The sequence below is a fragment of the Capnocytophaga sp. FDAARGOS_737 genome (assembly GCF_009730375.1).
Classification (GTDB): Bacteria; Bacteroidota; Bacteroidia; order Flavobacteriales; family Flavobacteriaceae; genus Capnocytophaga; species Capnocytophaga leadbetteri.
Map to the genome: position 1 here is coordinate 1,390,406 of NZ_CP046316.1, position 13,298 is coordinate 1,403,703.

At 38.0% G+C, this 13,298-nt stretch carries 9 protein-coding genes; 4 read left to right on the top strand and 5 right to left on the bottom strand.

Annotated features, from left to right (window positions below; all coding sequences use genetic code 11):
* Nucleotides 1-2 precede the first annotated feature (2 nt).
* The 4 genes from FOC45_RS06205 to FOC45_RS06220 all read right to left on the bottom strand — a co-directional run bounded on the left by FOC45_RS06205 (nucleotide 3) and on the right by FOC45_RS06220 (nucleotide 6,224).
* Nucleotides 3-3,035, bottom strand: a complete 3,033-nt coding sequence (locus FOC45_RS06205) for a virulence factor SrfB (protein ID WP_009392139.1) — start codon at nucleotides 3,033-3,035, stop codon at nucleotides 3-5.
* Between the two features lie 24 nt (nucleotides 3,036-3,059).
* A complete protein-coding gene (locus tag FOC45_RS06210; protein ID WP_009392138.1) occupies nucleotides 3,060-3,935 on the bottom strand; it encodes a DUF805 domain-containing protein in 876 nt (291 codons plus the stop codon).
* A gap of 49 nt (nucleotides 3,936-3,984) precedes the next feature.
* Complete coding sequence (locus tag FOC45_RS06215) at nucleotides 3,985-4,773, bottom strand: tetratricopeptide repeat protein (RefSeq protein WP_009392137.1); 789 nt, start codon at nucleotides 4,771-4,773, stop codon at nucleotides 3,985-3,987.
* 410 nt (nucleotides 4,774-5,183) lie between these two features.
* Nucleotides 5,184-6,224, bottom strand: coding sequence for an IS30 family transposase (locus FOC45_RS06220; RefSeq protein WP_147715965.1), 1,041 nt, complete (start codon nucleotides 6,222-6,224; stop codon nucleotides 5,184-5,186).
* Nucleotides 6,225-6,525: 301 nt separating this feature from the next.
* Between FOC45_RS06220 and FOC45_RS06225 the strand changes: the two genes are divergently transcribed.
* The 4 genes from FOC45_RS06225 to FOC45_RS06240 all read left to right on the top strand — a co-directional run bounded on the left by FOC45_RS06225 (nucleotide 6,526) and on the right by FOC45_RS06240 (nucleotide 12,395).
* Nucleotides 6,526-8,658: a S46 family peptidase gene (locus FOC45_RS06225; protein WP_009389880.1), complete on the top strand. Its 2,133-nt coding sequence runs from the start codon at nucleotides 6,526-6,528 to the stop codon at nucleotides 8,656-8,658.
* Between the two features lie 71 nt (nucleotides 8,659-8,729).
* Nucleotides 8,730-10,118 carry an MATE family efflux transporter gene (locus FOC45_RS06230; RefSeq protein ID WP_009389878.1) on the top strand — a complete coding sequence of 463 codons (1,389 nt, stop codon included), beginning with the start codon at nucleotides 8,730-8,732 and terminating at the stop codon, nucleotides 10,116-10,118.
* Nucleotides 10,119-10,126: 8 nt separating this feature from the next.
* The gene (ychF, locus tag FOC45_RS06235; RefSeq protein ID WP_009389876.1) at nucleotides 10,127-11,218 is read left to right on the top strand and encodes a redox-regulated ATPase YchF; all 1,092 of its coding nucleotides are present in this window, start codon (nucleotides 10,127-10,129) and stop codon (nucleotides 11,216-11,218) included.
* Between the two features lie 208 nt (nucleotides 11,219-11,426).
* The gene (locus tag FOC45_RS06240) at nucleotides 11,427-12,395 is read left to right on the top strand and encodes an acyltransferase family protein (RefSeq protein WP_009389873.1); all 969 of its coding nucleotides are present in this window, start codon (nucleotides 11,427-11,429) and stop codon (nucleotides 12,393-12,395) included.
* Nucleotides 12,396-12,442: 47 nt separating this feature from the next.
* On the opposite strand, the gene FOC45_RS06245 is transcribed toward FOC45_RS06240, so the two are convergent.
* On the bottom strand, nucleotides 12,443-13,213 hold the full coding sequence (locus FOC45_RS06245; protein WP_009389872.1) for a DUF4369 domain-containing protein: 771 nt from the start codon (nucleotides 13,211-13,213) through the stop codon (nucleotides 12,443-12,445).
* Nucleotides 13,214-13,298: the final 85 nt, after the last annotated feature.

Sequence of the window (13,298 nt, forward strand, 5' to 3'; positions counted from 1 at the left end):
AGTTATTTTGCATTAAGTATAAATTCGCACTTATCCAACCAATAGCCTTTTTCGTCTTTCAAGGTTTGGTAGTGCATTACAAAGTATTTATGGGGCTTCTCATTGCCTTGTGCGTCTTCTACCGACTCTATCCTAATCGTCTCTTTGCTCTCATCATAATCGCGTACTAACGACATTCGTAGCGGCAGATGCTGCCGTATAGCGTTCTTCTCTACCTCTATCTGGCGGAGTATATAGTCTTCAGTCTGCGTAGGATACTTACGGCGCACATAGGCTTCCACTTCTGCCTCATTAATACGTATGCTGTACAAATCGGCATAAGGATAGTTTTTCGCAAGGAATTTAGAATAGCCAAAGTGGAAAGGCAAACTGCTAACCATCAGTTCGTTTTCATTCTTCTTAGGCGATAGTATCATCTCTTTCTCATTATTCTTAAGGCATACTATATAGTCCGCAGTCGATATAAGCTGTTGGGTGATATGAGTAGTATCTATCTTTAGGTCTTTTATTTTGAAGAGCTTACCCGCCATTAGAGCTACAATAGCCCCCACACTTACTACGGTTTTAGGGTCATTTATAAAGCCGTTGCCATCAGCAAACGGATACCATCTGCCCACCCAATAATTATTGAGGTTTATGAGGTTACGTACCGAAAGGGTAAGGTATTTCTTAAAGAGAGCTTCAAAACTGAGCAATGAAGCTGGTTTACCCGACAATACCACAAAATCACACTGATATTGGTTAAATACCAGACATATTTGCCGTATAAGGCTATCAAATACCGAAGCTACTATTGTATTTACCTTATCAGCACTTATTTTCCAACGTAAGTCAAGCAAGCTAAAGTCGAAATGCTTCTCAAAATAGTTCAAAAGTTCTGTATTCTGAAACTTGCGCCCTATAATCTCCTCAAAAGTCTTATACTGAGGATTTTCATCTACCCGATTAGCGTTTTTAAGATACTCCAAAGCAATAGGGATAGCTACTTGTTGCACAAAGGCTTGGCGTATCACTCTCCCTTTATAGCTGATGTTATTAGCATCTTCGCCAAAGAAGTTGTTCAACCGCTCCGACATATTGCCGATGCCTTTGTTCCTTCCGTAGTTTTCTATAACACCTGTACAATCTTCATCTGCTGGACTGTTCACTTCACCCTCTATAATAATTTTCTGTATTAGGTCTTTCAGTAGGTCGTCTCCTGCAAATTTAAAACTATCCCAAAACAGAGGTGTAGGAGTCAGCAGGTCTGCATCTCTGCCATTTTCGCTGAGTTGATACTGGTTGATAAGTATATCTGTAGTACCTGCTCCTATATCTACCGAAGCTACTTTTAGTGTATTTTTCCCTTTGAACAAATAATTCTCTATCACATAGTTATTACCTTTGAGCTTCTTCACTATAAGGCTATAGAGAAAAACGAGCTGACAACAGGTAGCCTCGTCATAACTCCAATCAGTACGAGTGTCTAACTGCGATAGTTTTTTACTTATATCATTAGTCGAGGGGATTATTTCAGGCTTCTGAAACCAAAAATCCTCATAGTTCTCATCAAAGTAATAGGTAGCGTAATTCTTCAGTAGCTCACAAGCCTCTTCTGCTGCTTGTCGTAGGGCTACCTGTTCAGCTTGTATCATAGCTGTCGGACACGAGATAGTGATACGTTTCAGCGTGCGGGGCACCATCATCTGTCCGTGCTCCTCTCTAAATTCATAAGAGTTTATCTGGGCATATGCGTGTACCAATATCTCTAAAAACACAAACTTCATCAGCGATTTGCGCGAGAAGAGCGGCTTCGACATAAACATCTCATTGCCACGCACTAATTCACCATCCGTTTTAAGCTGATTAGTAATACCGTTTAAATATACTTTCTTAATATTGCGGTAGTCTTTAGGATTGAACTCCCATTCGCGTTCAGCAGGAGCATCATCCCAAAGATAGCGCTTAGGGCTCGAATTATAGGTTTTCAGCTCATAGCCCAAACTAAGGTCTGTTACCGAAGCATTAATAAGGTGGTCAGCCTCCCAACCTATGCGCACCAAGCTGGGCACCGTAAATTTCTTATTGTCCGAAGTATCATTAATATTGCCAAACTTCGATTCCGAAAAGATAACATTCATCGGGAAAGGTTCAGCATATTGCTTATCTGGTTGGGTATAATCTTGTATAATAAGTTTCTTTACACTCTCAAAATCAAACGAATTATCGTCTTTATTCTCAAAAAGAAGCGCACAAGTAGCCGAATTACCTACATCTATCACCAAATCCACTTCTTTTTTCTTCATTCTATCGGTGAAAAGTTGTATTTCAGGCATCTGCATCAAGCTATTCAACCATTTTATAAACAGCAAATACGAAGCTATATACTGTTTATAAGGTTTTTCTGCCCTCAAATCATCATTTTTACCATAAAATACCTCGTTCAGATAATCATTTATCCAAGGCGAAGCAAAATGAGGGTCAGCCAACACATTGGCTATATTCAGTACAGAGGGCTCTAACCTAAAGACGTTCTCATCTATGTTCAAACTCAGTTGCGGACTGGTCTTATCTGCCTCATTTTGTGCCAATAAGGTATCTACTGCTATAATAATTTTAGCAGTAGTAAAATCCTCATCACAATCTATAAAGATACGCACCCAGTCAGTAGGGTATAAAATATCTTTGTTGATAGCATTATCTTTAAAATAAGGTAGCGGAATCCATTTACGCTGAAAACTCTTAAGGGCTCTGCGCAAATTACCATCTTCATTAGCGTCTAACAGAGGCGAAAGTACCGACAGGTCAGTATTGTCTTTGATGCGTCCATTAGCTAAGAAACCTCCTTCATACAACTGTTGATAGCGGTAATAAAACACTTCGCCCCCTGTCGTATATTTGTACAGAGGGTCGAGCACGAACTCATCAGTATGATTGTTAAAAGGTTCGTGATAATATATTTTGTCTTCAGGTTTCTTACCAAATTCTTTATCAATCGCTGTCGAGAATTTGATGTACTGTATTCCTGAGTTAGCTATGAGTGAAATTCTTTTCATTTTGCCAATTTGCTAAATTGCTGATTAAAATATTTTCCGCTTGTATTTCTGCCAGCTGGGCGCTTCTCTATAGGCTTCACTGCAACCTATAGGTACGTATATCACCTCTATACAGTCATCGTTATAGCCAAAGTCGCCTTCTAATATGGGGGGTGTTCTACCTTTAAATATAAGTACTTTAGGACAGTTTTTACCAAAAATATATTCCCCTACAAAAGTCATTTTACTGGGGAAAATAATAGAATGCAAAAGCACACAATTATCAAAAGCATATCTATTAATAGTAAGAAGATCTAAGGGCAAGATTACTTCTCCTAACTGTTCACAGCTGTCAAAGGCATCTCTACCTATTGTTTTTACTTGGCTGAGTTGCTCATCTACAGCCATATTCAAGAACGTAATCTGCTTGTTAAGCCACTGTTGTAGTATCGTGCCGTCTGCATTTAGCACATAATCAGTAAGAGGTATATAGCTTTCTGCTGTAGAAGTAGCACTCGATTGCGTAGAGAAAGGTTGTGGCTCAGTAGGCGGTATATCTGGCAGAGGAAAGTTAGACGGAGTAGGTTGATGTGCGGTACTAAATGTCTCAGAGAGGGGCGCACGCCGTTTAGGGTCTTCACCATATTGGTTTTTGCCCCTTGTACCATCTACAAATAGTAGAAGAATAGGATTATAAACAGGCAGTATAGCTAACCATCCTGTCTGATCCATATCGTGTAGACGCTTCACACTTTGGGAGAAAAATATCAAAACTAAAAAAACACTAGATATGCTGCTCAACAAATTGAGTTCACCAAATATAGCAAGCAAGGAAGATCTAACGAAGTAACAAAGAATAAGAGTAATAGCAAACTCAGCTCTTCTAATGCGTCCTTCAAATGAAATGAGATTTGCAAACATAATATTATCTAACTAAATAGTTACTTGTTAATAGTTAATTATCAAATGTTTATGGTTTTATTTTCTCTAAGTATTCACACGCCTTAGTATTATAGCTTTTGCACGACTTTTCTACCCAATATACAGCTCTATTCACTGACCTAGCTACGCCTTTACCGGTGAAATAGCAAAGCCCTAATAACATCTGCGCTTCTTTATCGCCTTGTTCAGAGGCCTTTTCATACCAATAAACAGCTTTTTCGTATGATTGGTCTACGCCTTTGCCTTGAAAATAACAAGTACCAAGGTCGCGTTGCGAGTCTATATCGCCCTGCATAGCAGCCCTTTCAAACCATAGCACAGCCACTTCATCAGACTGTTCTACACCTTTACCTCTAAAGTAAGCATAGCCTAATAAACCTTGTGCCTCAGGGTAATCCTGTTCTGCTGCTTTCTGCCACCATTCCACTGCTTTCACATCCGACTGGGCTACCCCTTGTCCTTTGTAAAAACAAATGCCATATTTGGTTTGCCCTTCAGCAAGCCCCTGATTAGCAGCTCTTTCAAACCATTCAGCTGCCTTAGCATACGATTGAGTAGTACCTAAGCCTTTGTAGGTGAGAAGCCCCAATTTAGTCTGTGCTTTAGCATTCCCTTTTTTAGCGGCACTTTCATACCAAAGTACTGCTTTAGGGTAAGATTGGGGTACATTGTTTCCTTTTTCATAGCAAAATGCTAAGTAAGCTTGTGCATCTATATCGCCCTTGCTTGCTTTGGCTAATAGTGTTTTAATATCATCACGCTGTCCAAATGCACCCGAACAGCACAACAAGCATAGCAGTAATGCAATCCTTTTCATAGTATTTGTTTTAATTAAACCTCTCTCTTTCAAATTCTTAACAAAATGTATTCTCAATTATTATTTACTTCTTTCAGGGGCAAAAATACAATATTTAAATGATTTGACCAATAAAAAATAAACTTTTTTTATGAAAGTGTTATTTTTTTCTATTTAGACTCTCTTGCTACAAACGTTATTTTTTATATTGAAGCACCTAAAATCAGTTTAAATTTTTTTCTGTTTTTCTGTAACAAAACAGTATATTTCTCTAAATACATCTACCCTATACAATGAGTATAGGAAAGATACAGAAAGAGCGAAGGATAAGCGAAAGATTAGCGAAGAACAAATATCTAATAAATATATCAAAGGTAAAAAAAGATACTACCGCTTATGCTAACGGCAGATTCAATTCATAAAGGTAACTTTTAATTTTGCTGATTGTTATTCAATAAGTTAACGTTTCCTTGATTTTTAATAGCTTGCAAATATACCTGTTTTGGACTCATATAACCAAATCTTTTTCGAGGTCTATTGTTAAGTTTGTTTTGTACTCTCTCCAATTCTTCTTCATTTATAAACCTTAAATCAGCTCCCTTTGGAAAGTACTGTCTTAATAAACGATTATAATTCTCATTAGAACCTCTCTCCCAACTATGATATGGATGAGCAAAATAATAGTCTAAATTGAACTCTTCTGATAGCTCTTTGTGTTTAGAAAATTCTTTGCCATTATCAGAGGTTATTGTATGTATAGTTAGTTGATTTTCAGTAATTAACTTAGCTATCATTTCTTTTGTATGGATAGCTCCCTTACAAGGCAAGTGCCCTAATAAAGTATAACCTGTAGCTCTATCATTAAATGTTAAAATAGCTCCTTTATGATTAGCTCCCATTACTAAATCCACTTCGTAATCACCTATGCGTGAGCGTTGTTCAACGATTGCTGGTCTTAAGTCTATACTTTTTCTATCGTTAATAGGATCATTTGATTTATAAGTTTCTTTTCTTTGATACCTTTTCCCCTGATTTCTAAGGTGTTTGTACAAATCACCTCCCTTTTTCTTATCATTCCAAACAAACTTATAAATAGTTTGATGAGAAATATTTTTTAGTGTTCCTGCAATTTGTTCAGGACTATAATCTTCTTTTAAAAGGGTAGTTACCTGCTCTTTAATTTCCTCTGTAAAATGTATAGCTTTTCTCTTTTTCTGCATTCTATCAAGGTATAATTGATGAGCTTCCTCAGCTTTATATATGCCTGTTTGAGGATTAGAGTTTCTTTTAATTTCTTGATTTACAGTCTTTTTAGGCAACCCTATTTCTTTTGCAATTTGAGCTCTTTTTAAATTAATTTGTAGATATCCTTCTATTTTGTATCTTTGCCCCAATGAAATATGACTCATAATTTGTACTTTACATTTTTCAATTTCAACAACGCAAATATGAGGATTTTTTTCATTTGGCAAGGAAAAACTATATGATTTTTCCTTGCTTTTTTTGTTTTTAATTTTTGTCTGCAGCAGACAAAAATTAAAAACAAACCCTTATTAAAAAGTTACTTTTATTACTTGAATTTAGGAACTTAATCCTGTAATTACATCTAACAAGATTTTTTTCTTCAGATATTTCACTACATTTTTCACATAAAAAAGCCTTTAAAATTAATCTTCTCTCTGCTTAAAAAAAAATTAATAAGACATTAATATTTGGTCAGTTAATAAAAAGGTAGTAATTTTACCCCCTTAATAAACCATTATATCAATTTTTATGAAGAGATTAAGTATGACTCTTATGGCTTTCTTGCTACTTGTCCCTATAGCAAGAGCCGATGAAGGTATGTGGTTCTTGATGTTTATCGAACGTCTGAACCAAAGGGATATGCAGAAATTGGGCTTACAACTTACTGCCCAAGAAATCTACAGCATCAATAACAATAGCTTAAAAGATGCTATCGTGCAGTTCAATGGGGGTTGTACGGCGAGTATCATCTCCAAAGACGGATTGGTACTAACCAATCACCACTGTGGTTATGGCAATATTGCTCAGCTCTCTACTCCAGAGCACAACCACCTACGCGATGGTTTTTGGGCGCGTTCTAAAGACGAAGAGCTATCGCCTAAACAGTCGTTTGTGCGCTTTTTTGTACGTATGGATAATGTTACTGAACGTATGTTATCAGTAGTAAATCCTTCAATGAACGAAAAAGAACGCGAAGCTGCACTAAATAAAGAAATTGCTAAGATAGAAAAAGAAAACAGCGAAGGTGGTAAATATGTAGTATCTGTACGTCCTTTCTTCCAAGGGAATGAATACTACTATTTTGTATATCAAGATTTTAAAGATGTGCGCTTAGTAGGTACGCCTCCTGAAAGCATTGGTAAGTTTGGCGGTGATACCGACAACTGGGAATGGCCTCGTCAAACAGGCGACTTCTCTCTCTTCCGCGTATATACCGACAAAGACGGCAATGCTGCTCCTTATTCTCCTAATAACATTCCGCTAAAAGCAAAACGCTACCTAAAAGTAAGTCTTAAAGGGGTACAAGATAAAGATTTTGCTATGATTATGGGCTACCCTGGGCGCACTAACCGCTGGGAAAGTTCATATTGGGTAGACCAAAACGTGAAGTATGCTTATCCAGCATGGGTAGAAGCCTCTAAAACTGCTATGGACGCTATGAAGCGTTTTATGGATAAAGACGATGCGGTACGCCTATTGTATGCTTCTCAATACTCTAGCATTGCTAACTATTGGAAAAACCGCCAAGGAATGATTGACGCTCTTAGTGCTCATAAAACAGCTGATAAAAAACGTAAAGCTGAAGCTAAGTTTGCTAAATGGGCAAAGAAAGCTGAAAATAAAGCTGAATATGGCGATGTACTTAACACTTTAGCTACTTATTTCGAGAAAACTAACACACTATCAGCCGATCAGAACTATTTAGGTATGCTATGGCGTGCTTCTTTCTTTATAAAAATGCCTACACGCTACATTAGTTTAGTAAGCGGAGCTCAAAGAGGAGGTATGCCTGCTGATGAATTAGATAAAAAGGTAGATAACCTGCTATCTGAGTACGATAAAATAAACTTAGATGTAGAAAAAGCTATCCTTGCCGATATGCTAAAGCTGTACGCTAACAAAGGTACCGATGTGCCTACAGAGCTCAAAGCTATCAAAGCTCAATACAATGGCAATTTCAATAAGTATGTAGAAGACCTTTTAGCTAAAAGTATCTACCGAAGCAAAGAAACTGCTAAAGAAGGGGCAAAACAAGAAGCTGCTAGCTTAGCCTCTGACCCTATCTTACAGCTTTCTGGAGTTTTGTTTGAAAGCTACCGCAATCCTTCATCTGAATTGTTCAACTTAGAAGATGCTTATAGCAAGGCTTACAGAAAATTTGTACAAGGTATGCGCAATTCAAAAGCAAGCAACATACTCTATCCTGATGCTAACTCTACTTTACGCTTAACCTATGGTACTGTTAAACCACTAAAAGCCGACAAGCGCAACCCCGATGCTAAGAAGAATTTCTATACTACCTTCAATACCTTAATGGCAAAATACAAAGCAGGCGACCCTGAGTTTGATATGCCGCAACGTATGCTCGACCTCTATAAGAAAAAAGAGTTCGGTAGATATATAGACAAAGACGGCTCTATGCACGTAAACTTCTTAAGCAATAACGACATTACAGGGGGTAACTCTGGTTCACCTGTGATGAATGGCAAAGGCGAACTCATTGGCCTTGCTTTCGATGGTAATATTGAAGCTATGGCAGGCGATGTAATATTCGACAAACAATTACAACGCACTATCAACGTAGATATACGCTATGTGCTTTGGGTAATTGACATTTACGCCGGTGCTAAAAATATTATTGATGAAATAGAGATTAATTAGTAAAAGTCAGGTATTAGGTGTTAGATATCAGAAATCTAACACCTAATACCTACAAACCTAATACCTAAAAAATGTCTTTATCAAGTTACACAAAAGAATTTAAATACAACTTCAAAATAGCTTACCCCGTAATATTAGGAATGCTTGGGCATACCCTTGTCGGCTTTGTCGACAATGTAATGGTGGGCAAGGTAGGAATTACCGAGCTGGGAGCAGCTGCCTTGGGCAATACAGCCATCTTTATAGCAATGTCGTTTGCTATAGGCTTTTCTGTGGCTACTACCTCATTAGTAGCTATGAATGATGAGGCAGGCGATAAGCAAGCTGTACAGTCTATTTTAAATCACAGTATGCTGCTAAATATCATACTGAGTGCAGTGCTCTTCTTATTGATGTTTTTTGTAGAACCTATAATGCGCATCACAGGGCAAAGCGAGAAAGTAATCGCTTTGGCAGTTCCCTACACTCACTTAGTAGCCTTTTCACTTATTCCTTTAGGTGTATTCAGTAGCTTAAAACAATTTGCCGATGGTCTCTCAATGACCAAATATGCTATGTATGTCACCCTATTGGCAAATCTTATCAATATATTCGGCAATTATCTCTTTATCTATGGCAATTGGGGTTGCCCAAAATTAGGCGTATTAGGGGCAGGTGTAGGTACTCTCATCTCCCGTATCGCAATGCCTATAATGCTGTATTATATGCTCAAGTACTTGCCGAAAACCAAAGAATACGTTACCCATATCAGCTTTAAGCATATAGGCAAAGCTATGTTGAGAAAAATAAGCAACATCGGGCTACCTACAGGCTTACAGATGATTTTCGAAACAGGTGTTTTCTCAGCTGCTATATGGATAAGCGGTATGCTGGGCGAAAACCAACTATCAGCTAACCAGATAGCTCTCAATTTATCCACTATGACCTTTATGGTGGCAAACGGCTTAGGTATTACAGCTATGATACGTGTAGGCAATCAGTTAGGAGCTAAAAACTACGCCAACCTGCGCAGAGTAGCCATCTCTGTATTCTTATTAGTACTTTGTACTCAAGTATTTTTTGCTACTCTCTTAGCTGTCCTACGCGATTGGTTACCTTCGCTATACTTAGAGATGGACAATGCTGAAAAAGCCGCTAATAATAGTTTGGTGATAGCCGAAGCAGCTAACTTACTACTAATAGCCGCTATCTTCCAAATCTCTGACGGTTTGCAGGTAACAGCTTTAGGGGCTTTACGTGGGTTACAAGATGCTAAAGTACCGATGTACATCACCTTTATAGCTTATTGGCTTATTGCCTTCCCTATTCTTTATGTATTAGGGGTACATACCTCATTAGGCAATATAGGCATCTGGATAGGCTTATTAGTAGGACTTACCGCTGCTGCTGTATGCTTGCTCTATCGCTTCAACCGCATCAGCTTACGACTTATAAAAAACAGACATAAAATTCAAAATTAATTCATAATATGAAAGCAGGAATTGTAGGACTGCCTAATGTAGGCAAATCCACTTTATTTAATTGTTTATCTAATGCAAAAGCACAAAGTGCTAACTTCCCTTTTTGTACTATAGAACCTAACTTAGGAGTAGTAAACGTACCTGATCCGCGCTTAGAAAAACTCGAAGCCCTTGTAAAACCCGAACGCGTACTACCCGCTACTGTTGAAATAGTAGATATAGCCGGATTAGTAAGAGGGGCTAGTGAAGGAGAAGGTTTAGGCAACCAATTTTTGGGTAATATACGCGAGTGCCACGCCATCATACACGTATTGCGTTGCTTCGACAATGATAATATAGTGCACGTAGATGGCAGTGTAGACCCCATACGCGACAAAGAAACTATAGATATCGAACTACAACTAAAAGACCTTGAAACTGTAGAAAAACGCTTAGAAAAAGTAACTCGTGCGGCTAAAGCAGGCGATAAGAAAGCGGCTAAAGAAATGGAGCTACTCAATCGCATCAAAGAAACTTTGCAAACAGGTCTATCGGCTCGTTCCTTACAAGTAAATGAGGAAGAAAAAGAACTATTAGACAGCTTTCAGTTGCTAACAGCTAAGCCTGTGCTATATGTGTGCAATGTAGATGAAAAGTCTGCTAAAAATGGTAATGCTTACGTCGAAAAAGTAAAAGAAGTTGTAAAAGACGAGGATGCTGAAGTAATAGTATTGGCTGTTGCTACTGAGGCTGATATTACCGAATTAGAAAGTTATGAAGAGCGTCAAATGTTTTTAGAAGATATAGGCTTAGAAGAACCCGGAGCTTCTAAACTGATACGTGCGGCTTATCACTTACTAAACCTACAAACATACTTCACTGCGGGAGTAAAAGAGGTTCGTGCTTGGACGATACATAAGGGCGACACTGCTCCTCAAGCAGCAGGTGTCATCCACACCGACTTCGAAAAAGGCTTTATACGTGCTGAGGTAATCGCTTACGACGACTTCATTACCTATGGTAGCGAAGCCAAAGTAAAAGAAGCTGGCAAGATGCGTGTAGAGGGCAAAGAATATATAGTGAAAGATGGTGATATTATGCACTTCCGCTTCAATGTATAGCAAAAAAAATCGGTAAACGATTCACATCGCTTACCGACAAAAAATAATTCTAAATTAAATAATCTTTATGGTTCAACTCTGTCATTCAAAAGCTATTGCTATTAAATCACGGGGGCAAAGGTAGTACGTATAACGATTAGAAACAATTTAAATTAAGAAATACTATCAAATACGTATTTAGATTGAGTAGCAATTAACGTAATTTATTATGAAAGAACGCAATCCTCTCATCGATGTACTCAAAGGTTTTACCATCATTTTGGTAGTGATAGGGCACGCCTGTCAGTGGTTTTCTGGCGATGACCGCAGTCAGCCGCTCTATACCACTATCTACGCTTTTCATATGCCACTATTTATGTTTCTATCTGGTTATGTAAGTTTTAATAAGCGTAGTGAAATGAACTTGTTCAAGCGGTTTCAAGTATTAGTAATTCCGTTTTTTGTATGGTTTCTCATTTCAGCTGCCTATCATAAGTATCTTTTTGATATTGAAAAAGTAGGGCATTACCTCAAAGTACTCATACACGACCCTACTCAAGGTATGTGGTTTTTATGGCTTTTGTTTTGGGAATGTGTTTTGCTCTATATCGCATTAAAAGTAAGCAAAGGAAGAGAAGTATGGGCAATGATAGGTTTGTGGAGTATAATCATCTTTATACACCGTATCACTGGGGCACAAGCTCCTTATTACGGACTTCCTGAATTGTGTTGGTACTTTTTGTATTTTGGGTTAGGTTATCTCACCCATAAATACGAACCCAAATCTATGAGAGTTATAAAACCTATAGGTTGGGCAAGTGTAGGGCTTTTCCCTCTGCTCCTACTCTTCCCTATTTCGCCATCTTCATTCCTGCTCTACTCTGTTAGGCTCTACGCCTTAGCACTGACAGGCATTGCGGCTACCTATGTGGTATGGCAACAGATTATAAACCTGCGCAACCCACTATCGGCTCGCACAACCCAATGTCTGCAATACCTAGGCGGTATTTCGTTAGAGATATATGTCACCCATTACTATTCCCATTTTCTAGTTCCTTATATCAAAACGTATATAGGTGATATGTTCTATCTGAATATAGCTATTTTTGTTATAATAGCAATACTCTGTTGCGACGGTGTGCAACGCTTGGTTAGGTATGTAGGGTGGTTACGGCGTATATTATATGGAAGATTTTAATAGTGAAAAAGAGCTGTCTCATTATTTTTGAGACAGCTCTTTTTAATTTATTCATTCTTAGCATCTGGTGTTTTTGTGTCTTCTGCTTCTTTTGCAGCTCTTTCTCTTTCTGCTTTTCGGGCTACTTCTATATAAGTTTTAAACTCTTTTCCATAAGTAGAAGCAGCTACATCTTTAGAAAGCTTACCATAAATAGAATCTAAGTATTTCACTCGGGTATTAGGCGCATCAACTAACACTACATAAGGAGTGATATATGATTCTGGGTGAGTAAGCGCATAGTTAAGCACAAAAAGATGGCGACGGAAGTTATTCTTCTCTGAAACTGCATTAAGCGAGTCCGTAAGAGCGGTATTACCTTCTTTGAAAGCATTAACTTGCTTTTCTAACAGCTCAGCATTGCGCATACTAAACTGACGCATCACGTGGGCATATTCATTATACTCTTTTTGCGAAGTAGAACCGTTAATCTTAGCCTTTATTTCAAACATATCATAAGAGCTATTAATCTGAATAGTAGTAGGCTCTCCAAAGAACATCAGGCGGTCACCGAGGTCAGTACCCGCTTGCTTCTTCAAATCTAAATAGATGTAGAACACCTCAGGACTCTTTAAAGGGTATTTAAAAGTGAATTTACCACTCCCCTCAGCTTTTACCGAATCGATATTGGTAAGTTTATCATTCACATACTTTTGCAGGTAAATAGTTCCGATTTTCAAACCGTCAATGTTCCCTTCTACAATCATCGTGTCTTTTTCTTCTGTCTTGTCACAAGCTATCATCAGCAGTGCAGACATTGCTATTAGTACTTTTTTCATTTATAATATTTTTTTAGTCGTTAGTTCGTTAGTCACTTGCCATTAGTCTTTCGTGATTAGCCCTTAGTCGCTTGTCGTTAGTTGC